General features: G+C 34.4%; 19 protein-coding genes, 1 pseudogene and 1 riboswitch. Of the genes and pseudogenes, 4 read left to right on the forward strand and 16 right to left on the reverse strand.

Translation table 11 applies throughout. The features are described from left to right. Window positions 1-565: 565 nt before the first annotated feature. The 4 genes from nheC to AC3WVA_RS14415 form a co-directional block, all read right to left on the reverse strand. Window positions 566-1645 carry a non-hemolytic enterotoxin NHE subunit C gene (nheC, locus tag AC3WVA_RS14400; RefSeq protein WP_098345590.1) on the reverse strand — a complete coding sequence of 360 codons (1080 nt, stop codon included), beginning with the start codon at window positions 1643-1645 and terminating at the stop codon, window positions 566-568. A gap of 260 nt (window positions 1646-1905) precedes the next feature. Next, window positions 1906-3114, reverse strand: coding sequence for a non-hemolytic enterotoxin NHE subunit B (gene nheB, locus AC3WVA_RS14405; protein ID WP_098880777.1), 1209 nt, complete (start codon window positions 3112-3114; stop codon window positions 1906-1908). 31 nt (window positions 3115-3145) lie between these two features. Further along, a complete protein-coding gene (nheA, locus tag AC3WVA_RS14410) occupies window positions 3146-4306 on the reverse strand; it encodes a non-hemolytic enterotoxin NHE subunit A (RefSeq protein ID WP_098880778.1) in 1161 nt (386 codons plus the stop codon). Between the two features lie 593 nt (window positions 4307-4899). After that, complete coding sequence (locus tag AC3WVA_RS14415; RefSeq protein WP_071758985.1) at window positions 4900-6726, reverse strand: APC family permease; 1827 nt, start codon at window positions 6724-6726, stop codon at window positions 4900-4902. 144 nt (window positions 6727-6870) lie between these two features. Next, window positions 6871-7017, reverse strand: a riboswitch (cyclic di-AMP (ydaO/yuaA leader). A 139-nt stretch (window positions 7018-7156) separates the two neighbouring features. Between AC3WVA_RS14415 and AC3WVA_RS14420 the strand changes: the two genes are divergently transcribed. Further along, a complete protein-coding gene (locus tag AC3WVA_RS14420; RefSeq protein ID WP_257192073.1) occupies window positions 7157-7285 on the forward strand; it encodes a hypothetical protein in 129 nt (42 codons plus the stop codon). A gap of 55 nt (window positions 7286-7340) precedes the next feature. Here AC3WVA_RS14420 and panE read toward each other — a convergent pair whose 3' ends face one another. Further along, window positions 7341-8285: a 2-dehydropantoate 2-reductase gene (panE, locus tag AC3WVA_RS14425; protein ID WP_429603635.1), complete on the reverse strand. Its 945-nt coding sequence runs from the start codon at window positions 8283-8285 to the stop codon at window positions 7341-7343. Between the two features lie 175 nt (window positions 8286-8460). Here panE and AC3WVA_RS14430 point away from each other — a divergent pair, with 175 nt between their 5' ends. Beyond that, a complete protein-coding gene (locus AC3WVA_RS14430) occupies window positions 8461-9936 on the forward strand; it encodes a hypothetical protein (RefSeq protein ID WP_492322014.1) in 1476 nt (491 codons plus the stop codon). A 190-nt stretch (window positions 9937-10126) separates the two neighbouring features. Here the strand turns inward: AC3WVA_RS14430 and trhO are convergent, their stop codons facing one another. Next, complete coding sequence (trhO, locus tag AC3WVA_RS14435) at window positions 10127-11086, reverse strand: oxygen-dependent tRNA uridine(34) hydroxylase TrhO (RefSeq protein ID WP_088315063.1); 960 nt, start codon at window positions 11084-11086, stop codon at window positions 10127-10129. A gap of 478 nt (window positions 11087-11564) precedes the next feature. Here trhO and AC3WVA_RS14440 point away from each other — a divergent pair, with 478 nt between their 5' ends. Then, window positions 11565-12860, forward strand: coding sequence for an Nramp family divalent metal transporter (locus tag AC3WVA_RS14440; protein WP_048527295.1), 1296 nt, complete (start codon window positions 11565-11567; stop codon window positions 12858-12860). Here AC3WVA_RS14440 and AC3WVA_RS14445 read toward each other — a convergent pair. The 3 genes from AC3WVA_RS14445 to AC3WVA_RS14455 all read right to left on the reverse strand — a co-directional run bounded on the left by AC3WVA_RS14445 (window position 12817) and on the right by AC3WVA_RS14455 (window position 15596). Beyond that, window positions 12817-13758: a M23 family metallopeptidase gene (locus AC3WVA_RS14445; protein WP_098880781.1), complete on the reverse strand. Its 942-nt coding sequence runs from the start codon at window positions 13756-13758 to the stop codon at window positions 12817-12819. The genes AC3WVA_RS14440 and AC3WVA_RS14445 overlap by 44 nt on opposite strands. An 82-nt stretch (window positions 13759-13840) precedes the next feature. Continuing rightward, entirely contained in the window at window positions 13841-14908 is a 1068-nt protein-coding gene (locus AC3WVA_RS14450; RefSeq protein WP_142341990.1) for a sensor histidine kinase, read from the reverse strand. Further along, entirely contained in the window at window positions 14898-15596 is a 699-nt protein-coding gene (locus AC3WVA_RS14455; protein WP_098520212.1) for a response regulator transcription factor, read from the reverse strand. The genes AC3WVA_RS14450 and AC3WVA_RS14455 overlap by 11 nt, the downstream gene beginning before the upstream one ends. Window positions 15597-15738: 142 nt before the next feature. Between AC3WVA_RS14455 and AC3WVA_RS14460 the strand changes: the two genes are divergently transcribed. Further along, entirely contained in the window at window positions 15739-16269 is a 531-nt protein-coding gene (locus tag AC3WVA_RS14460; RefSeq protein ID WP_048527291.1) for a GNAT family N-acetyltransferase, read from the forward strand. 147 nt (window positions 16270-16416) lie between these two features. Here the strand turns inward: AC3WVA_RS14460 and AC3WVA_RS14465 are convergent. From AC3WVA_RS14465 to AC3WVA_RS14495, 7 genes and pseudogenes are all read right to left on the reverse strand, one after another. Continuing rightward, window positions 16417-16563: pseudogene (locus AC3WVA_RS14465) on the reverse strand (radical SAM/SPASM domain-containing protein); the annotation flags it as partial. Between the two features lie 28 nt (window positions 16564-16591). Continuing rightward, complete coding sequence (locus AC3WVA_RS14470) at window positions 16592-18637, reverse strand: class I SAM-dependent methyltransferase (RefSeq protein ID WP_098346855.1); 2046 nt, start codon at window positions 18635-18637, stop codon at window positions 16592-16594. Window positions 18638-18944: 307 nt separating this feature from the next. Continuing rightward, complete coding sequence (locus AC3WVA_RS14475; protein ID WP_492322015.1) at window positions 18945-19325, reverse strand: BA_1872 family lipoprotein; 381 nt, start codon at window positions 19323-19325, stop codon at window positions 18945-18947. 245 nt (window positions 19326-19570) lie between these two features. Next, window positions 19571-21196, reverse strand: coding sequence for a peptide ABC transporter substrate-binding protein (locus tag AC3WVA_RS14480; protein WP_088315068.1), 1626 nt, complete (start codon window positions 21194-21196; stop codon window positions 19571-19573). Between the two features lie 144 nt (window positions 21197-21340). Next, window positions 21341-22666 (reverse strand): bifunctional S-methyl-5'-thioadenosine deaminase/S-adenosylhomocysteine deaminase, encoded by a 1326-nt coding sequence (locus AC3WVA_RS14485; RefSeq protein ID WP_142341991.1) that lies wholly within the window; start codon window positions 22664-22666, stop codon window positions 21341-21343. Window positions 22667-22719: 53 nt separating this feature from the next. Continuing rightward, a complete protein-coding gene (locus AC3WVA_RS14490; RefSeq protein WP_048527286.1) occupies window positions 22720-23079 on the reverse strand; it encodes a YunG family protein in 360 nt (119 codons plus the stop codon). Between the two features lie 27 nt (window positions 23080-23106). Further along, window positions 23107-23550 (reverse strand): GNAT family N-acetyltransferase, encoded by a 444-nt coding sequence (locus AC3WVA_RS14495; protein WP_048527285.1) that lies wholly within the window; start codon window positions 23548-23550, stop codon window positions 23107-23109. Between the last annotated feature and the right edge of the window lie 20 nt (window positions 23551-23570).

Consider the following 23570-nt stretch of genomic DNA (forward strand, 5'->3'; position numbering starts at 1 on the left):
TCCCTAGTTCTTTTATAAATTCATCGTTATATCATTTACCTATCATAATAACTACCATCTCACATGTCTGAAATTTCAGATACAGAAATACGGAATATATTTACATTATTAGTATATCACATCACCCGAAAAAGAACATACGTTTCCTTTTGGAATTTCATATTTATTTAAAACAACCAATGAAGATTTGGTTTAGAGGTAAACACAAGTAATCAAAATTTTTATCAAAAGTGAGATAAAGTGGACCTTTCAGAATTACCTTTATACACTGAAACTGAGTATATCTTTTATCCAGTTCTATTCTTCTTTCATTATATTTATTGTGTACGTTCATATAGTGTATATCGTTCTAATGCAAAGAAACATATATATATATATTTCTATAAGGGTCTATTTTAGGTCTCACGACATCACAGTCACACTAAGAAAAGCCAATACCCCGAGATAAGAAGATTGGTATACTCAGCAAAAAATGCACATTTTTTGTTCTGAGGTGCTATCAAATTACAAGTCCACCTCTCACAAAAAACAGGATAAAAAATAAACAGCGGAACTAGTCCACTGTTTACTGCGCCACGCCTTCATGTAATTTTTCTGTATAATCTTTTACATCTTTCCAGCTATCTTTTGCTGTATGTAAATCTTCTTTTATGAAGGTAAATTCTTCAGGGCTGATTCCTTTTACGTTTTGTAGTAAATTATTATATTTTGCCCCTACTGTATACCATTGATTTGATATATTTTGCAATGCTGTAATTGCTGCATCAATCGTTTCAGTCATATTTGTTGTTTTATTTTTTACATCTGTCAATATCACCACTTCTGCTTGTGCACCAGAAATTCTATCCTTTAAACTAGCGATTTCTCGTTCTGCATTTGCGATATCTTTTTTCGCAATGGCAATCATCGGTCCGCCAGCAAGACATGTAATTAATGCTACGCAAAGTACGCCACCAGCAATGACCATATCATTACTCTTTTTGATCGAATCGTTATATGTATTGATTTGTTGCTCTAGAGCGGGGATACCAGCATTCGTACTTGCCAAAATCGAGGTTAGTTGATTTGTATCCTCTTTAAAGCTATTTGTATCTTTCGCCATTCTATCACGAAAGGCTTTCAAATCTCCTAATAATACATCTACCTCATTTTGATTCTTTACAATATCCGCATACAATTTTTCTAAATCCGCTTTCAACTTTACGCTATCTTTTTGATCAATCGCAATTAGCATGCTATTATAATACGTTTGAAAAGTATTATTGTAATTAATAATATTTTGATCTGTTTTCATAATTTGTGGCTTCATATGATCTAACCAATACGCCGCGTTAATTTTTGCATCTCTTTGGTGCTGAATCATATTTCCTTTAAACTCACTATTAATGGAACTTATTTTACTCAAATCAGTCTCTTGTTGATTTTGAATTAATTTTGCATATGAATCCATTGCAAATATGCTCGATGTCGTTTGTGCCATAACATCTTGGAATCCAGCTGGTCCGAGAGAATAATGTTTCACACTTTCTTGCAATGTTTTTACGTTTTGTTCTGCTGCAAAAGGATGTAAAGGAAATACATTACTCGTTGCCACCCCAGCAATCATTAACGTTAAAAGACATTTTTTATAAAATCGTTTCTGCATACTTTTCACCTATTTTCTTTATAAGGGTATAAAGTGAAACTTTAATCAGTGGGGGTTTTCTTCATCCCCCACTGATTATCAGCCCTCACCAATCGGACTTTTATGGGCAGCCCGACCCCCACCTAACTTCTTTGCTTTCGCTGCATTTTGAGGTGGGGGTCTTACTGCCCATTAAAGTGGGATAAAAAGCTCCTGCTCACAACTGAACAGGAGCTTCAAATCTTTCATCAATACGTAACGCTCTAACGATCCGTATTTGATTAAGCTTTTTTCGTATCTACTACTTTAATATCTTCAGCATAAATCTTTTCTGCATAGTCTTTAATGTTTTTCCAGCTATCTTTCGCAATGTTTAAATCTTCTTTAATGAAAACAAGGTCATTCGGACTAATTGAATCTACATTTTGAAGTAAAGAATTGTATTTTGATCCCATTGTGTACCATTGGTTTGAAATGTTTTGCAACGCTGTAATTGCAGTATCAATTGTATTTGTTAAATACTCCGTTTGTGTTTTAATGTTCGTTAACCCAGCTACTTCTAATTGAGCAGTTGTAACTTGTCCTGTTATTTTTTGAATTTCAGCTTGTGCATTATCAAGTTCTTTCTTCGCTAATACGATACCAGCTGTACCACCGCCTACAGCTGCTGCACCACCTGCAATTAACGCGACTCCTAGCGGCGTTCCTGCACCTGTAGCAATCACTACTGCACCACCGATAATTGCAATTGGTCCTAAAGCTGTTGCAACAGATGAACCGATAATAATTGCATTATATTTACTAATTGCTTCATTGTACGTTGTAATTTGATTTTGCAGAAGCGGAATTCCAGCATCTTGACTAGCTAATATAGATGTAATTTGATTTGCATCACCTTTGAAGTTTTGCGTATCGGACGTCATTTTGTTTCGGAATTTTTTTAAGTCTTCTACTAATTGATCTACTTGCGCTTTATTTTCATTAATACTACTTGATAATCTAGTTAACCCTTTCGTAAGAGTCGCTTTATCCTTCGCATCCACCGCAGCAACTAAAGTATCGTAATAGTTTTGGAATTTCGTATTGTAGTTAATGATATTTTGATTCGTTGAAATAAGCTGTGGCTTTAATACATCTAACCATTGCTTCGCATTTCCTCTAGCTGTATCTTGGTGCTGAATTACTTTCCCTTTTAAAGTCGCATCAACAGACGATACATTACCAAAGTTAACATTACCTTGTTTAATAATTGTTAAAGCGTACAGATCCATTACTAAAGCGTTTGAACCTGTTCTTTCCATTGCATCTTTTAGGCCTTCTGGTCCTAATGAGTATTCTTCATAGTCATTATAAGCTTTTGCTACCGCATGAACTGGAGCTTGTTTCACTGTACTTTCAGCTGCATACGTATGAGCTGGTATAATGTTTCCTGCTGCAAATACTGCCATAAGTGCTGATAGAGCCATTACTTTATAAGGTTTTTTTATCATTTTTCTTCTCTCCCTATACCGTTACTTATTTTTAATGTACTTCAACGTTTGTAACGTAATCTTCAAATTGATTCGTTTGTTTATTCATTTCATCACTTACTTTTTTAATTTGGTTGAAATGTTTTTGTAGTAAACTACTATCTGTATATGTGCCTTCTTCAACATTCTTTTGAATTTGGATCATATTATTGTTTAGAACTTTCCAATCTGTTAATAACGTTTCTAAAGTTGTAATTTGACGATCGATTAGTTCTGTAAAGCTACTTACTTGATCTTCAACGAATGTAATTTGTGTCGCCTCTGCTTCAGTTTGTGATAATTTTTGAATAAGTGGTAGTAGCTCTTTTTGCTTTTGCTGAATGCGGAGAGCTGCTTCCCTCGTTTGACTATCGGCAGCATTTACAATTTCATTACTTAAAGTACCGATAGAAACGAAATCAATTGTTTTCGTTTGTGCAGTTTGATTTGTAATTGTAAATACTTGTTTGCCGATATTAATAGAACCTTTAATAATTTCTTGAGGTCTATTCAATATAGTAGTTAGTTCAGCTTGAATTTCCCCTTGAATTCTTTTAATATCTTCTCTTAACTTCACAATATCTCCACTTGATCCTTGTAGTGTCTTTATTGCTTCATCAGCCTTTATCGATAAGTTATTACTATCTTTGTCTAATACTGTTTTAAATCGATTTAGCTCTAATAAATCTTGCTCCATACTCTCTTGGATGCTTTGTACTTGCAATTGTAATTTTCCATATGCATTTGTAAAATCTGCTTTTGCCTGCTCATCTTCATTTACGTTTCCTGCTAATTCATAGAGCTTACTATAGTAACTATTAAATCGAGTACTATATCTCATCATCTCTTGATTTAAGTCGATTAGCTTTGGATTATATTCATCAATCCACTCTCTTACATTTGCCTTCGCAAACTTTTGATGATTCGTCAAACTACTCATCGCATTCACTTTAATGTCTGGCTGTTGTAAGATAACTAATCCGTATGCTTGTATAAGTGGTGACTGTGATCCTAACATTCTAATTGAATTAGATAATGTATTTGGAGCAATTACATTTTGTACATATACTGTTTTCACTTCTGATTGCCCCTTCTCAGCGTAAGCGCTTACAGGAATGAAGCAACTCGTAGATACTGCCGTAACCAATAACCCTGTAATTAAAGTCTTTTTCACTTTAACTCCTCCTATGTATTAGCAACTATTACTATCGCATTTTACTATTCTATTTTCTTGCATAAAATTTGAGATGGTTAAAATAGAGAACGTTCTTACCGCGATCCATATACGAACCATCACTCCCAACCTTTATTGCTACAGCACTTACTTATTGTTATAAAACTTTTCACATGTGCTTAGTATGAATAATATTGCATAAATTTTCTATTCCAACTCATTTCTCACATTCATACAGTGAATATATTACACAAAAATACTATTCATTTTAGACTAATCCACGTAGAAAAATATGAAATTTCGTTTTGTTTCCATATAAGTTTTGTACTGTAAGGTCATTTAAACACAGCTATTTATATAACGTAAAGAAGTATTTTCATTCCCTTTATTTTCAAGCTTTATTGTCCTTATTCCAAAATATAATCGTCTTCACTTTTTTAATTGAAATATCCATATATCACAACAAAAACCTCTACTTATTTACAGATACAAAAATTATATCAATATAATTTTTACACTCATATGCAATTATGCATAGTGTATACACAAAAAGGATAGCTTCACTTTCATGAAGCTATCCTTAAAAAATCTTCTTACTTTTTCAAATGATATGGAACTGTCGTAATAACAACATTTCTTTTATAAAGTAAATACGCACGAATGAGTAAACTAGACTGATTATGAAGAATGTTATGCCAACCTTTTTTCGGTATGAACTGCGGTATCACGACCGTAACGCGGTAATTTGATTCACTCGCTTTATATTGCACTGTATCAATAAACTTTGTTAGCGGTTGAATAATACTTCTATAATGAGAATGTAACGTAACAAGTCTTACTTCAGGTTGCCACTTCTTCCATTTCTCTTCAAATTTCTTTTCCTCTTCTCTGTCAAAAGCAACATATACAGCGATAACTTGATCTGCTGAAAGAGACTTTGCATAGTTCAATGAGTTTTCTACCACATGCGTCATACCAGCTACAGGAACGACAATTACATTTCCTTCAATCGGAACAATCCGTTCACAAGTTTTTAAACTTAGTTGGTCTCCTACTGCATCATAATGCTTCTTAATTCGGTGGAACAAGAAGATAATAACAGGTAAGAAAATAAGGATTGACCAAACTTGTGCGAATTTAGTTAAAAAGAACATAATCATTACGATAAAACTAATGACTGCTCCAATTAAATTGACCGTTAATCGAAAAGCCCATCCTTCAGGCTTTTCACGAAGCCATTTTAATACCATCCCCGTTTGAGAAAGTGTAAATGGAATAAATACACCTACTGCATATAGCGGAATTAAATGTTCTGTTTGTCCTTGGAAAGCTACAATTAAAATAATCGAAGCAACTCCAAGTATAATAATACCGTTTGAGTAACCTAGGCGGTCTCCTCTAATCGTAAACATTCTCGGTATAAATTTATCTTTTGCAAGGTTAACCGCTAATAAAGGAAATGCAGAATAGCCTGTATTAGCAGCAAGAATTAATATTAAAGCCGTTGTACCTTGTATGAAATAGTACATGAAATTACGTCCAAAAGTTTGTTCAGCAATTTGTGAAACAACTGTTACTTCTTTACTTGGAGTAATTCCGTAATAATAAGCTAAGAAAACAATTCCTGAAAATAAAACGGCAAGTAATGCACCCATTGCAAGCAATGTTTTCGCAGCATTGTTAGGTGCAGGATCCTTAAAGTTTGGAATTGCGTTAGAGATCGCCTCAACACCTGTTAAAGCCGAACTACCTGATGCAAATGCTCGTAACAGTAAGAACAAGCTAATACCCGCAACCGGAGTTCCAATTGGCGTGTGTAATGTCGGTGAAACTTGACCAGTTATAATATTATATATACCTACACCAATTAATATAAATAGTGCTAGAACAAATAAATAAACAGGATATGCTAAAACGGAAGCTGATTCCGTTACCCCTCTCAAATTTAATATCGTAATAAATATAACAAATATAATCGCAATGATTACATTATGTGCATGTAAACTAGGAAAAGCTGATGTGAGCGCATCTGTACCTGCTGATACACTTACCGCAACAGTTAAAATATAATCGACTAATAAAGATCCTCCAGCTATTAACCCTGGATTCATCCCTAAATTTTCTTTTGATACAACATACGCGCCTCCGCCATGCGGATAAGCAAAAATAATTTGACGATAGGATAAAATAAGGGCTGTCAATAATACTAATACCCCAACGGCGATCGGAATTGAATACCAATAAGCAATCGCCCCAAGACCTGCTAAAGCAATTAAAATTTGCTCTGGTCCGTATGCAACCGATGACAATGCGTCAGAAGATAAAATGGCTAATGCCTTCGTTTTATTGAGCTTTTGTTCTCCAAGCTCAGTTGATTTTAACGGTCTTCCAATTAAAAATCTTTTAATAGATGAAACCAATGCTGTCCACTCTCCAATAATTTTGTACGAACGATGCTGCTTGTTACAGCCAGCAAACTATTTCTTCAGAAAACAAAAAATGTCTACAAGCCATAGCGAAATAGACTTGTAGACATTATTTTTTTTGTCGCACAAGCTCCACCTTCCTTCTCAATATAACGCTTACGAGGTTAGCTGTCGGATTCGGGCCTATGAGTAGCCCTACCTTTTTCAAGGATTCACCCCATTGGATTAAGAACTAATCCATAAGAACGGGTCCCCCGTACCATGCGGTTTCAGCGATTTAGAAAATTGAAACTGTGGATTATAATACTCCTTTATTTTCAAAATGTAAACAAAAATTTTTAAAAAGACAAAATTTAAATGATTGTGCATAATCCGCTGGTAATTATACATAATGAATACTAAAAAATTGATAAAGGAGACTCATATGTCTAAAGAAAAGAAGCCTATTTTTTCCGATTCCTATTTAGATGCATTAGCAAATGAAATTAATCAATTATACGGTAAACGTGAACAGGAAATAGATTTGACAGATAGAACGAAAAGAAATAAATAAGTTGTCATAAAAAAAGAAAGCAATACACTTATATATTGCTTTCTTTTTTATTTTTTCATACATCCAATTCTATCGCTGATTTGTTAAAGGTCATTTCTTCATACACTTTCAAATTTTGATATACTGCGCCTAATAATGGTGCTTCTATAGAAAATTGTTTTGCTACATCTAGTAAGTATCCTTGTAAGTGCTCACCTTCAATGAACGAACCTTTTTCCATATCACGCTGCATCGATGACTTCATATCATATGAAATTTTATCAATTGTTTTCATATGTTCTTGGGCAATACCATCCTTAACTGGAGCTTTCATAGATCTCATGATTTGCACACATTCTTCAAATAAGTTTTGGATAAAAGCGCGTCCACCTTGGCTTTCACGAATCGGTCCTATCGGTGCCCGCAGTAATGTCGTCACACCCGACATTACAGTAATAAATAAATATTTATGCCACATATCTTGCATAATGTTTTCACTTAAAACAAAACTAGATTTCGTACCTGTAAATGCTTTAGCAATATGCTTTATTCTCTCTGTATCTTGAGGCTTCATTTCTCCAAACACAAGTCTATTTGCAGCACTCGTCTGTACAATCTCTCCTTGATCGTTTAACGTCGTCTCTATAAAGCATAAACCGCCAATCACTTTCTCATCACCAAATTCTTTTTGTAATAGTGATACATGTGCGATACCATTTAGTAATGGAATGATGACAGTTTTTTCACCTACAAACGGCTTCAAATCTTGCATTGCCTCGTTTAAGTGATACGCTTTTGTTGAAAATAAAATAACATCAAATGGAGAAGTTCGATCTTCTTTCGTTATTAATTTCGGTTGAAAGGAAAAATCTCCGTTAACACTTCGGATTACAAGTCCCCTTTCCTCCAATTGTTTTTTCCGTTTACTACGAACAAGAAACGTAACATCTTCTCCCTTTTCTACTAAGCGACCTCCAAAAAAGCCTCCAACGCCACCAGCTCCTAATACTAAAATACGCATACAACATCCCCCTTTTCAAAATACAATTTTATAACTTTTCGTATACATAACATTATACATGTCCCCTACTAAATAAGCTGAATTTCCATACTTAATCAAGTGTAAAACAGTGGTTATTTTCAAATAAATTTGGGCATGTTGTTTTTATAGCATATATGGAAAGGAAATAATGTAAATGGAGGCAATACAAACAATCGAGGAAAAGGATGTAACAACAGCTATATTTCAATTTATATTCCCGTGTTCTTTTAAAACTGGATATGAACAAAATATGTTCCCCTTCTTACAGAAAAATGACTTTCACCCTTTTCGACTCGATCATCTTGAAAATGAAAATACATACTATGGAAAGTTTCAGGTTTCACATCAGAATATGGAAGCATATTATCTTTCATTTACAAATAAAATACTCTTTCCTCACTCAGAGCATCAAAAAGGATTGCAGCGCTATTCTAAAGACCTTAACTTAACTGGACATTTAACAACAAATCTTATTTCCGTTCCATTTAAGATTCATTCTATTGACGTAACACTTTGTCCTTATGAGCTTGGCTTCTTAACAATCCGGACAGAAGTAGAAACCGCACCAAACATGACATTATCAGAAGCGATTGAATTCGCCGCCCGCTTCCGTGTACTTGAAACTAAAAATGATACAAACGAGACTATTTGTATTGAATGTAATGGAAAAAAATATTCACAAGTAGAGAAACTTATATTCGGCGATTTATTTCATGGGGTAACCGACTTCTTTGAGAAAAAGAGATTGCGGAGCTCTTACTTTCAAACATTCCCATTCTTTGAAGATCAACGAATGTATGTACAAACTTTATTATCCATAAACAAAGAGTCGGATCTTCATGTAGTTGATGTATACCGAGCTTCCAGTCTTTCCGGATTAACAGACGATGGTAAGCCCTATATTAGTGCAAATAATCTTCCTTATATTCATGATTATTTAAAACAACACGCTTACCAAAGATGGGCTCCAAATCGCTATTTCATAATGGAAGAACATATATTCACATGTGTAACAAATGAAGGAGAACGCGAATTTACTAAACTTGCGAGTCAAATGTATGGGGAGTTTTATTACGCTTTATTATTAAATCTATTTCATAAAGTTGTTTTATTAAAAATGGCAAATGCTTATGCCGAGTTAAATATTGAACAAGATACAAATGAAATAGAGCAATTAATTTATTCAATCAATTCGTTTACAGCGAATTACTTTTCTTTAGAGCTAGTATCCCAGTCACAAAGTGAAGATATTTTCTTTCGCTTAAGAAAGCTTTTTAATATTGAGATACTATACTCAAATGCAAAACAAAATCTTGATAGTTTGTTTAAATATCAAGAAAATGTCGCTTCAAAAAAAGATAGCCTTTTACTATTAATTTTAACGCTCTACTCTGTAGTAGGCCAAATGTTAGGGTTTACTATGATTGATTTGTTAAGAAACACCGATTCAAACAAAATATCGTCGCCACTGGAATTTTTCGCACTTTTAATAGCAATTAGCGGCATCGTCATTTCACTTATTTTAGGTGCACAAAGTTTATACCAATGGGGTATACAACATAAACGAAGAAAAGCGTGGGTAAAACAAACTGTACTTTCTGCTGTGAAAGAGAAAGATGATGAGAAGTAAAGAAGGTTATTTTCAAATCACAAATACGTAGTACACGTTTTAGTAAATGAAATTTTTATCGGCGATATATTTCGATTATATCAGCGCAACTCGAAATATATTGCCGATTTTCAAGATATATTGACTTACCGAAAAAAGCTGACAAAAAAAGTACTCCAAACTAAAATTTGGAGTACTTTTTTATTAAAACTTACTTTCCTGCTTCGATTTTTTCTAATGCAGCAGCTACTTGCTCTTCAGTTAATTCATGTTGTATTACGTAGCGGTTACGTGGGCTTACACGACATTCATGAGAACATGCACGTAAATATTTCGCTTCGTTTTCTTCAGAACATAAAATTTTCTTATTACATTCTGGATTTGAACAGTTTACATAGCGCTCACAAGGTTCACCTGAGAAGTGGTCTTTACCCACGATAACATGTTCTTTTTGGTTTACTGGTACAGCAATACGCTCATCGAATACGTAACATTGTCCATCCCAAAGCTCACCTTGTACTTCTGGGTCTTTACCGTACGTTACAATACCGCCGTGAAGCTGGCTTACATCTTCGTAACCTTCACGAACTAACCAACCAGAGAACTTCTCACAACGAATTCCGCCTGTACAATAAGTTAAAATCTTTTTGCCTTCAAGTACTTCTTTATTTTCGCGAATCCAATCTGGTAATTCACGGAATGATTCGATATCAGGTTTAATCGCGCCTTTGAAGTGACCTAAATCAAATTCATAATCATTTCGTGCATCAATGATAACTGTATCTTCTTGTTTCATTGCTTCATAAAAATCTTTTGGCTCTAAATACTTACCTGTGATTTCGTGTGGGTTAATGTCATCTTCTAGACGAAGTGTAACTAACTCTGGACGAGGGCGCACGTGCATTTTCTTGAATGCATGACCATCAGCTTCATCTATTTTAAATACGATACCATCAAAACGTGGATCGTTGTTCATAGCTTCCATGTATTTCTCTGTTTGTTCTACAGTACCAGAACAAGTTCCATTAATACCTTCTTTTGCTACAAGAATTCTACCTTTTAATTCAAGTGAATTACAAAATGCTAAATGCTCTGCCGCGAATTCTTCTGGGTTTTCAATTGTTGTGTACATGTAATATAGTAATACTCTATATGGTTTTGTAGTTGCCAATGTATTTCTACCACCTATCTAATTTTTAAAATCATGTATAAGTTAACGTTCATATCAAAACATATATAATAAGAAAATGAATCCCATTTTCTTTTCTTTATACTATTTTCTATCAGTTAACAAAAATAAAAAACAAGATTACACACCAAAACACTATGGTTATGTTGCAATCCCAATATATTATATATCATACAAATGCAATTCCATCAATTAATATGCTATATTATCAGCTTTATGTTCACATAAATTTCAAAAATAGCCCTTTAATTTATTATCTTCCCCCTTATCTATAAACCATAAACTTCCAAAAGTTTTTCGCATCGTCACACCATTCATTGCATAAAGGCATATAATTTGCACTAAGGAAACATTTATGTTCAAATAAAAATATCAACAATACATTTAAATGTATTGAAATAATGCATAAGAATAAATACAATAATTTCATCATGTTAACATTTTAAAGGGGAAAACGACTATGAATAAAGATATATCAAAAGATGAACAAGTCCCTTCTCAAAGTACAACTGTTCAATCAGCGCATTTAGCATTAAGCGGACAAACGAAAGGTTTAAAAAGACTATTACCCTTTTTAGGTCCTGCTTTCATCGCTTCAGTCGCTTATATTGATCCTGGCAATTTCGCGACAAATATTGCTGCTGGATCACAATATGGATATTTATTACTCTGGGTAATTCTCGCTTCTAATTTAATGGCTGTATTAATCCAAACTTTATCAGCTAAATTAGGAATCGCGACAGGCAGAAACCTTCCTGAAATAGCTCGCGAGAACTTCCCAAAACCTGTTTCCATCGGCTTATGGATACAAGGTGAACTCGTTATTATGGCTACTGATTTAGCTGAATTTATCGGGGCAGCACTCGGATTGTATTTATTATTTGGAATTCCGATGCTACCTGCCGCTTTAATTACAGCAGTTGGATCATTTATTATTCTTGAGTTTCAACGCAGAGGATTTCGTCCATTAGAAGCTATCATAACAGGAATGATTTTCATCGTTGTTATCGCTTTTGGTGTACAAGTCTTTTATGCAAAACCGGAATTAAGTCCTCTACTTTCAGGGCTCTTCATTCCAAAATTCCAAGGTGTAGACAGTATATTACTTGCAGCCGGAATTTTAGGTGCGACAGTTATGCCGCACGCAATCTATTTACATTCCGCCTTAACACAGCGCCGCGTAGTCGGAACAAATGATGAACAAAAGAAAAAGATTTTCCGCTTCGAGTTTATTGATATTATTATCGCAATGGTTATCGCCGGAGCAATTAATGCAAGTATGTTAATTGTTGCTGCTGCACTATTCTTTAAAAATGGCTTACATGTTGAAGACCTTGATGTTGCTTTTAACCAGTTTAGTACTTTAGTCGGCCCTGTATCAGCTGCTTTATTTGGAATTGGGCTCTTATCAGCTGGACTATCTAGCTCTTCTGTCGGTACAATGTCAGGCGATATAATAATGCAAGGTTTCATTCGAATGCATATTCCGTTATATTTACGACGTTTTATTACAATGATTCCACCATTAGTAATTATCGCTTTAGGTGTAAATCCAACTTACGCTCTAGTCATGAGCCAAGTCGTCTTATCATTCGGTATTGCTTTTGCATTAGTACCACTGATTATGTTTACAAGCAGCAAAAAAATTATGGGTGCACTCGTTAACCACCGCATAACAACTTTTATCGCTTGGATTATTGCTGCACTTGTTATCATTTTAAATATTTTCTTACTGTATCAAACATTTGTAGGTTAATAAGAAAAGGTATTCCAATAATACTGGAATACCTTTTTTCATTACTACTTATGTACGTACCTTTTTCCGGCATTATCACATCTTTCTCAGTTCGAAAGTACAGTGGTAATCCTTCCGAAAGAAAAATGCTCACCCTGGATGGATCCTGCCTTTGATGATGAATGTGCAAATGCGGCTCACTTGAACTTCCGGAGTTACCGACTTGAGCAAGAACCTCTCCTTCATTTACATGTTGGCCTTCCCTCACTTTAATTGATCCTTTCTTTAAATGAGCCAGAACCATAAATGTTCCTGATTCATCTAGTCGTAAATAAATATGATTCCCCGCCATTGACTGAAAATCATCCTCTCCTGGGACTACATCTTTTTCATCGTTATTGATAGATACAACTGTTCCAGAAGCTGGTGCCATTACTTCCGCTCCATATATTCCATAATCCTCTAACTTACTACTTTTCACTTCAGCAGGTGGAATAAGAATATCATATGCCCAACGTTCATTTGGTTTTATAACATGATAGTTCGTTTCTAATCGATCACCGCCCCATCCCACTAATGCTCGTTCATTCAAAGGAAAACGAACTACTGCTTTAGGATTCATAGAATGTACATCTGCTGGGTAAGCAAGTCCTCCTATGTTAGCAAACCACCCTAAAGGCCAAGCTCCCATTATAGAGAAAAGAACGATGAAGAGTAGCGCTCTATCTACTCGCTTTCTGAAAATGCCTTTCCACACAAAAAGTAACGCTGCTCCTATCAAAATAAAGATTGATACTATGCTAAAGGCTTGTATACTCCACCAAAAAATGATTGATATAAAACCTTTAGCTAAATAAACTACACTCCAACTTATAATTAAAAACGCAACTAAAATTATTAATACATATTTCTTCCACATGTTGTATCCCCACTCTCATATCTTTGTTCTACATGATACGAAGTGAAAATTACGACATATAAAAGAAATACTTACGACTTTCTTACAATTCTTTATAATGCGGTAAGACGATAGTGAAAACAGTTTCTTTCTCGTTACTGCATACAGTGATATCCCCTTTATGAAGCTCTGCTATACTTCTTGCAATTGCAAGTCCCATTCCTTTTCCACCCGTATGAGAGCTACGTGATTTTTCACCACGATAAAACTTTTCAAAAACGTAAGGAAGGTTCTCATTCGGAATACATTGTCCAAAATTTTTAATTTCTATTTCAACATTCATGTCACTTTTAGAAATTTGAATCAAAATCTGTTTTCCGTCTTTCCCGTACATAATACTATTACTAATTACATTTCCGAACAGCCTCACCATAAGCGCTACATCCATTTCCACATGTAACTCCTTATCACTATTAATACAAAAGCTCATATCGGCTTCATCTAGTTGTGGCACAAAATCAATCATGATTTGTTCAATGAACGCTTTCATATTTACTACACTTTTATGTAATTCAATCTCCCTATAATTTATTTGACAATATTCTAATAAATCATCTACTTGATTTTTTAATTCATAACTTTTTCGCTTTAATATACTTACATACTGTTCACATTCTTCTCTATTTGAATGAAGCTGATTTCCTAACAGGTCCGCGTAACCGATTAGAGATGTTACAGGTGTTCGTAAGTCATGAGAAATATTGCTAATCATTTCATTTTTCGTTTCCTGCGATTTTTTTTCATTTTCGATAGACTCTTTTAAACTTTTAGCCATTCTATTAACATTCGCTGCTAATTCACCAATCTCGTCATTTTTTGAAATAGGTATATGTATTTCCAAATTACCACTACTTATTTGCTTCACACTCTTGTTAATTTCAGATAATCTTTTCATCATTGTTTTTGTCATGAATGCAAAATATATCGTAGTAAAAGTTAAAAAAGCTATTAAATATAACAATGAATATTTTTCCTCTAATCCGGTAACTTGACTATATATATTTCCAACTACAATTTGAAACGCTATTATACTTACAGTTGCTAACATAATGCTACATATGAATGCGGTAAAAAACTTAGCTCTAATGCCTTGTAATGATTTAATCTTCAATTTTATATCCGACTCCCCAAACATTTTGAATAAACTTCGGTTCTTTTGGATTCTCTTCAATTTTATTTCTTAATCTTGCGATATGAACCATTACTGTATTATTACTTTCATAGGCTCTTTCTTTCCAAACGCTTTCATATATTTCTTCAATAGTAAAAACACGATTCTTTGCAGCTGCCATTAAGTACAAAATATCATATTCAGTTTTCGTAAGATTGATTGTTTCTCCGTATAACATTACTGTTCTAGACACTTCATCTATTTCTAAACCTCTAATGTTTATTTTCTTTTCTATTACTTGGACAGCATTTTGATTGAAATATGTATACCTTCTTAATTGAGCTTTCACTCTCGCTATAAATTCAATTGTACTAAACGGCTTCACAATATAATCATCTGCGCCAGTACTAAATCCAATTACTTTATCTACATCCGATGATTTTGCACTTAAAAACATAATTGGTAAACTATGTTTCTCTCTAATCCTTCTGCACAATTCTATCCCATCCATGTGTGGCATCATAATATCCAAAATAGCAAGTTGAATACTGTTATTATTTATGATTTTTAAAGCCTCTTCTCCGTTATGAGCACTTAAAACTTTAAAACCTTCTTGCATTAAATTCGCATTAACAAATCGAACAATATCTTGATCATCATCTACAATTAAAATTGAGTTTTTCTCCATATACAAACCTCTTTTTGAAATATATTCCACAATCAATTTTATCACAAATCAAAACCATACTTCCCTCTTGAATAATCTTTATTTTCAGACTAGATTATATAATAACAACACATTCTAGTTTCAAAAGAAATGGAGTGAAAGCATGTTTCCTATATTGAAAACCGACCGACTCATTTTAAGAGAACTTACCGAAGAAGATGCACCGAGTATACTACAATGCTTCTCTAATACTGACGTACTGCGCTATTATGGCCAAAAACCATTACAAGATGTTGATCAAGTGAAACAAATTATTCATAACTTTAAACTGAGTTACAATGCAAGAAGCGGTATAAAGTGGGGAATTGAATTAAAAAACAAGAAAGAACTCATTGGTACCATCGGTTTTCACGATTGGTCTTCTGAGCATAAACGGGCCAATTTAAGTTATGCCTTTTTCCCTGAATACTGGGGAAAAGGATATGCGACTGAAGCTGTTTCTGAGGTTATATCATACGGTTTCCATACCATTCACTTAAAGCGTATTGGGGCAATTGTATTTCTTGAAAATGAAGCTTCAAATAAGGTGCTATTAAAATTAGGATTTGAAAAAGAAGGCGTTCTAAAAAATTATATGTATCAAGATGATATCCCCTATGATACGAATTTTTATTCTTTATTAAAATCGGTTTAATAGAAATTATGCGTAAAAACTCGTTTCAGGATAGTGGATCTTTAACGAAAGATGGGAAACCGAGCGTTTTTCATTTCTTAGATCATCATACGACTGATGCGAAGTACAATAAATTATATAATTTTAAAAAGGGGCATGAGCATATTCTTACTCATATCCCTTTTTTACGTTCTTTTTCTGTTTTCGCAATGCTTTTGGAATGTATACACAGAAAAGTTGGCTTTCCATGTAATCTCCCGTTATTGCATATGCTCTAGAACGAGATCCCCAACAAACATATCGAAACTCACAAACTAAACTTTTTAAAAGTTTTTCAACATCATTATCTCTTTTCTAAAACCATAAAGAACGTACTATCCGGTAGCACAACCGCATTCCCAGACTCATCTTTAAACTCGATTTTCTCGCTAAGATGTTGTGTATATCCATCCTGTAAATAGTTCATAGCTTGAACGATGTTTATTTTATCTCCAAAGATCCCCTTTACGAACTCCTTATATTCGTTTGGCGTAAATATTCCAAACTGCTCTTGCACCTCGTGAACGAAGGAATCCTCGCCCCATGTATACGTATATAAGAACTCCATTGCATCGTTAATAGGCATTTTGACTGTATTTTCTGCAAGTACCTCATACTGGATTATGCGCCCCTTAAATTCACGGACATACTGCTCTAAGAACTTCATTCCACCTGCATCTTTAAAATAAATCACACCCATTAACGTTTTATCTTCTGTCATGATGCCATCACGAATGATAATACGACCTCCTGGCTTTAACACTTCGTAAGCACTCTGCAGCCCCTTTTTAATTACTTCATGATTGAATTTCTTACCTTCATACTCGATATAAGAGAACAGCTCATGAAGGATAGAAGAATATACAATCGTATCAACCGATTCTTTTTCAAACGAGCTGCTTAAGTTGATTGCATCCCCTTTAATGACGTCCCAAGAACGCCCCTCGTTCTGCTTCTTCTTTTTCAACGTATCAATTACGTTTTCAGAAATATCGATACCGTAGATTCGTTTGTCCTCGGTCTCTTCTTCGATCATGTCTAACATGACACCGCCACCGGCTCCTACATCTACAATCGTATCTCCCTTTATATAATCAAGAATAATTCGTTTATCATCAGCTGAACTATTCATATGCTCCAGATACACTTCTTCGTTATGGAATCTATCATATGCATCCTTACGTAACCCGAAGAAATCAAAGAGCAATACATTTGCCCGAGCATGCATCATATCTATCTTTTCTGCCTCTACACAGAAGGTAATTAACGCCTCACCTACAGCAGAAAACTGAAACGACACATACGCAGTCTTCATATCTTCATCGACTTTCGCCTTAAAAGAAACATGCGTTGTATTCGGCTTCTCGTTCTCACGATACTCCCGTAGATACTTCTCAATAACCCGCTTACGATACACGTTGTCCTTTTTCTCACCTTTGAAATCATAGTGCAACTGCTGCATCAATTTCTCGAAATGTATATGCTGAACTTTTCTAGTGCCTATCTCGTTCTTTAACATAACAAAAACTGTCCAAATATCCTCAAAGCTAAGAGCATGCATAGACGGTTCTACATACCACAAATCCTTATCAGATAAAAATGTTTGAACGTCTCTCTTCTCGCTCCCCATAATTATATCTTTTTCAAATACTGACTCCTTATGTTTTGGCGTGAGTCTATGTATACGAGAAGTAAATGGCTCCATATAACCATCAAACAGGCCATCAATTGTAATCTTCACATCGTTCTTCACTTCACTCCACAAAGCTTTTGATACGCCTTCAATAATGCATTGGTTAAGATAGTATAGAATCTCCTTTAACCTAACGTCTCCGTATTCTTCTTTATATGTGTTAATTAAATCAACATGAGAGTTCAAACGAGCCTCTCCGCGGATATACTGCCCGATTAATCCATGTGTTCTAATTAAATCTCGAATAAACAAATACTCAGTAGAGTTTAAGTTTGTCTCTACACGTTCAATAAACTGCATATCACTAAAAATATCAGCAGAACCCTCGTTATGTACGAATAGATTAATCCCTTTTTTCTCCCATTGCTCCCGCTGTTTTAAAGATCCTACCTTTGCAAGTTCACTATACGTTAGTACCTTTTCAATAATACGATACGCTTCTTCATCTAAAGGCAGTCCATCTAACACTTGTAGCGTACGGCGCACATAGTACAACACCGCATCCGTTTTTAATGTTCCAAGTACTTGTACATTCTCATAGTTTTGATGTATCTCCTCTGCCTCAATTAAATACTTTAACCACGTAGGGAGAGTATCGGAAACCCCTTCAATGTATTTATTTAGAATCTCAATGTTTTTCAACTTATTTACCCCCATATATAATCAATATCTGTAGTAAAGTCTGGAACGCCTTCTCTAAAAAATCATCACCCTATGTCCCCCTTTACCATCTAGTACTCTTTCAAATACAAACGCATCAAACCCAGTCTTTTTATCTTGTAAAAAATAGTTATCAAGTTTGTAACACATTCTTTTGTTCATCTCTTATTTTAACTTCATCAGGAATTTCGGCGGAATAAACAGTAGGACTCAGCGGATCACTTCTTACATTGATAAACATATGTTGTGATAGAATCAACCGAAAATGGAAACGGCAAGCGGGTGCACTCCACTTGCCGTTTTTTCATAGCTTAGTATGTATTTGAATTTCTTTTGCTTTATCTTTTTCACCCTTCACGCGTACAATTAAATCATATGATCCGGATTTTGGCGCTTCAAAAGAAAGCAGACCTTCTTTTTGAGAAGTAACTTCTTCTTCATAAATAACCTTATCATCTTTTGTAACTTGCAATAAAATCGTACCTTCCTCAACGGCTGCTTCATAAGGAATTTCCACATTTCCTTTTTCAGCTTTAACCGTTTGCACATCGTAATACCCTTGCAACGAACCAATTTTCAAAGTCGTTTCGCCATTTTTTTGAACCTTTGTGACTTGTGTTGCTGTATTGCATGCGCTTAACAATACAACAAGAGTAAGAATCATAAATAAACGTAGTAATTTCATAAAAATTCCCCTTCTTTATAATACTCAAATAATTCCACACAAACATCTCTATCAATTCATCTTAATACCTCAATTACCTTTTAAGTATATCAATGACAAAATAAATAATCTAATATTTTTTATAATTAAAAACAAACATAGTTACAACAAGAAAATGTTTGTATGCTGATCTGTACTGCATTCCCTTACTCCATGTACTCTTTAAAAAAACCTTACTTTTAAAAAGTAAGGTTTTTTTACATTTATTAATTAGTAATATAAGCATTCTTATACGTATAAACACCACCAAATTGATGCTTTTCAATTCCTTTTACATAATCCTTTTGTACGTAAGCTGAGCCCATTTGATAAAGCGGTGCGACCGCAGCATCACCTAATAAAATACGCTCGGTTTCTTGCAATGCTTCCCATCTTTTCTTCTGATCTAGTACTAAATCGCTTTTTGCTTTCTTTATTAATTCATCATACTGACGGTTAGAATAATTCATTTTGTTATTCGGATTACTCGTCGTAAAGAGTTCTAAATAACTAATTGGGTCTTTATAGTCAGGTCCCCAATTTGCCATAGATATATCGTAATCTCCTGTTTGTTCTAACTGTAATTTTTGCTTAAATGGCTGTTGTTTAATTTGGATCGCGAGTCCCTGCAAATGCTTTTCTAAGTCACCTTTTATATATTCTGCCATACGTTTTGCATTATCTTGTTCAAATGTTAAAAACTCGAGATTTACTTGTTCTACTCCAAGCTCTTTTTTCGCTTCTTCCCAAATCTTTTTCGCATTTCGCAAATCATATGGAGAAAGATCTCCGTTTTCTTTTCTAAAATCTTTACCAGTCTCTTCATTTACATGACCAACTGGTACAAGTCCACTTGCAGGTTTTGCTCCGTTATTAATAAAATGAGCAACGAAATCTTCTTTATTTAACGCGAATGAAATAGCCTGACGCACTTTCTTATTTGCTAACGCACTATTTTTTTCATTAAAACGTAGCATAGCAATTCCAGGTTCGCTCGACATATGTAATTCCTTATTCCCTTTATACTTGTCTACAAATTGAGAATTAATAGACACTCGATCCAAATCACCAGCTTCGTATAAATTAACAGCCGTCATTGTATCCTTTACAATTTGAAAGTTTATCTCTTCTAATTTCACTTTCTTTTCATCCCAATATGTAGCATTCTTCTTTAATTGAAACTCTTGTTCATGCTTCCACTTCTCTAATACAAATGGCCCGTTATATATGAGATTACTAGGTTCCAATGCATAATTCTTTCCTTGTTCTTTCAAAAATGACTCATGCTGCGGCAAGTAAATCGGCAGTGCTAACAGCTGTAAAAAATACGGAATTGGCTGTTCGAGTTCCACTTCTAACTTATAATCATTTATAACTTTGACCCCAAGTTCATCAAGAGGCATTGTTCCCTTATTTATCTCTTTCGCATTTTTCACGTAAAAGAGCATGTACGCATATTGAGACGCTGTTTCACTGTTAATTGCACGTTGCCATGCAAACATAAAATCATTTGCTGTCACACTGTCTCCATTTGACCATTTTGCATCTTTACGCAAATCAAATGTATATTTTTTACCATCTTCACTTCTTTTAAACGATTTCGCTACTGCTGGAATAGGCTGATCTTGATCATCTAATACATACAAACCTTCAAATATGTTTTGCATAACGTGTGCTGATGTACCATCCATCGTTTTCGCAGTATCAAGAGAAGGGATCTCTTCTGATACCGTTACATTTAATACTTGTTCTTTTGCCTCTGTGTCACTTTTATTCGCTTTATTATTACAAGCTGTTAATAATAAAGATGTAACAAGTGCCATTACCATTAAATGGCTCTTCTTTCGCTTCATGAGTTGTTCTCCTTAAAAATATAATATTATAAAACGTTATATATTATAGCAGAAATAATAACAGAAAGATGCGACATTCTTTTGAATATTTATTCGTTCGAGAAAAAAGCGATCCTTTTTAAAAAGGATCGCTTTTTCAAATACCTATCTTTGTAAACCTCGTTTAAAACGACTTGCTTCAAATATAATACGCTCTTCATCTAACGTTTTACATTCGCCATTCCAAACGACACGTTTTCCGTTAATAATTACATCGCTTATATCTTTTCCACTAGCAGCATATACAAGGTGCGATAACACTTCATCTGCTGGTTGTAAATGCGGCTTATTAGATGGATCAATCGTAATAAAATCAGCACACTTCCCAACCTCAAGTGATCCTGTTTGTTTCATCCCGATTACTTCAGCAGCCCCTTTAGTCGCAAGTGTAAGAGCCGTTTCAACTGGTAACGCTGTTGCATCTTGATGAATACCTTTTTGTAATAATGTTGCGATACGCATTTCTTCAAACATATCTAAATTGTTGTTAGATGCCACACTATCTGTTGCAATTCCTACTTTTATTCCTGCTTCTATCATCGCTTTTACATTTGCTATACCAGAACCTAGTTTTAAATTACTATTCGGGTTATGAGCTACTCGAACATCATGTTCTGCTAAAAATGCACGCTCATTTTCATTTAATACTACACCGTGTGCAATAACCGTTGGACGTTTAAACAACCCGCAACTTGCTGCATATTCTACTGGACGTTTTCCGTACTGTGCTTCAATATCACGTACTTCACGCTCTGTTTCTGAAAGGTGAATATGAACCATCGTTTGATTTTCTACTGCAATACGTGCGCATTCTTCTAATAGTTCTGTGGAACATGTATATGGACTATGCGGTGCAACCATCGTAGTTAACATACCACTTTCATTATAGTAACGCTTCACATATTTTTCAGCTTCTTCAATTGCTTTCTTTTCATCGTCTTTCGTTCCAAAACTAAATAAAGTTCTTGAAACAGCAGCTCGCATTCCGCTTCTTGATACCGTTTCCATAATTGCATCTTGATCTACTCCAATTGGATTAAACATATCAGAGAATGATGTTGTACCGCTTTTCACCATTTCAAGTAATCCTAATTCCGTACTAGCGACCGCAAGCTCTGGAGTAAATTGACTTTCAAGTGGCCAAATTCTCGTCTCAAGCCATGGTTGTAATAACATATCATCACCAATACCTCTTAAGAGACTCATTACAACGTGTGTATGTGTATTAACAAGCCCTGGTAGAATCCACTTTCCTTTCATGTCAATTACTTCATCTACTTCAAAATCATTAATGAATTCTCCGCTCTTTACATCTATAATTTGATCATTTTCTACAATGATATATCCATTTTCTATCACTTCATTTTGTTCATTCATCGTTACGATTGTAGCGTTTACATAAGTTGTTTTCAAAAGTATTTCCCCTTTCAACTCTATGAAGTTCCCTTTAATAAGTTACCACCATTATAGTAACTTATTAAAGATTAAGAGTCAAAAGATAATTTGAATTCTTTCGTTATCTTTTTCTTCAAAATGCTATATTGTTTTTCATTTGTATCTGCAAATGCTTCTTCTCGATTTGATTCCGCATCCAAATAATTCAATCTTCCATTGAACTGAGTCTCTGTAAAATCAAACCTCTGCCCATCTATAAAGTTATAAAAGTGCCACACCTCTCTTACTTTTGTCTTTTTAATCTCTCCTCCGTATATATCTTGAACGACTAAAGCTGTAACACCACATTGTCCCTTTGCTGGATTTTCAATTGTCCACTTTGAACTTGTTTCAATCGACCACGATCTTATTAATGCTTCATATATTTGCTTTCTCTGTACATGATCCATTCTCATCTTCTCCTACTATTAATTGTTTTACACATCATATTTCAAAAGAGGCAGTAAACGATCCTCAAAAACAGTGGATGGTGTCTCTCCGATTAACTTTGCTCCCATTTTTAAATAATACCCTTTTGCATTCGGATCACTATCAATCGTAAAGCTTTTTATTCCTAGTTCCTTTGCTTGCTCTATTACAAATTTCCACATTATTTTCCCATATCCCTTTCCTTTGTAACGAGGGTGAATGTATAAGAAATCGAGAGCTTTCTCATTACGTAAAAATGAGAAAAACCCAATCTTCGTATTATCGTTTTCTAAAACATATACAAAATTATTTTTTATGTACTCTTCAGTAATTGTTAAATCTTCCTTACAAGCAAGTATGAATTCTTCACTATAATCCCACGTTGCTTTTGACTGTAGTGCGAGTTCACTTAATTCATTTCCTTCACTTAATAACGCTTCTCTTATCTTCATGATTCTTTCTCCTCACCTTC

It is taken from the genome of Bacillus sp. EB106-04-02-XG92 (assembly GCF_058791995.1).

Coding starts and splice junctions, on each gene's coding strand:
- nheC (WP_098345590.1), bottom strand. CDS start 1,645: ATGCAGAAACGATTTTATAAAAAATGTCTTTTAACGTTAATGATTGCT.
- nheB (WP_098880777.1), bottom strand. CDS start 3,114: ATGATAAAAAAACCTTATAAAGTAATGGCTCTATCAGCACTTATGGCA.
- AC3WVA_RS14420 (WP_257192073.1), top strand. CDS start 7,157: ATGTCTAAAGAAAAGAAGCCTATTTTTTCCGATTCCTATTTAGATGCA.
- panE (WP_429603635.1), bottom strand. CDS start 8,285: ATGCGTATTTTAGTATTAGGAGCTGGTGGCGTTGGAGGCTTTTTTGGA.
- AC3WVA_RS14430 (WP_492322014.1), top strand. CDS start 8,461: ATGGAGGCAATACAAACAATCGAGGAAAAGGATGTAACAACAGCTATA.
- AC3WVA_RS14440 (WP_048527295.1), top strand. CDS start 11,565: ATGAATAAAGATATATCAAAAGATGAACAAGTCCCTTCTCAAAGTACA.
- AC3WVA_RS14445 (WP_098880781.1), bottom strand. CDS start 13,758: ATGTGGAAGAAATATGTATTAATAATTTTAGTTGCGTTTTTAATTATA.
- AC3WVA_RS14455 (WP_098520212.1), bottom strand. CDS start 15,596: ATGGAGAAAAACTCAATTTTAATTGTAGATGATGATCAAGATATTGTT.
- AC3WVA_RS14460 (WP_048527291.1), top strand. CDS start 15,739: ATGTTTCCTATATTGAAAACCGACCGACTCATTTTAAGAGAACTTACC.
- AC3WVA_RS14470 (WP_098346855.1), bottom strand. CDS start 18,637: ATGGGGGTAAATAAGTTGAAAAACATTGAGATTCTAAATAAATACATT.
- AC3WVA_RS14475 (WP_492322015.1), bottom strand. CDS start 19,325: ATGAAATTACTACGTTTATTTATGATTCTTACTCTTGTTGTATTGTTA.
- AC3WVA_RS14480 (WP_088315068.1), bottom strand. CDS start 21,196: ATGAAGCGAAAGAAGAGCCATTTAATGGTAATGGCACTTGTTACATCT.
- AC3WVA_RS14490 (WP_048527286.1), bottom strand. CDS start 23,079: ATGGATCATGTACAGAGAAAGCAAATATATGAAGCATTAATAAGATCG.
- AC3WVA_RS14495 (WP_048527285.1), bottom strand. CDS start 23,550: ATGAAGATAAGAGAAGCGTTATTAAGTGAAGGAAATGAATTAAGTGAA.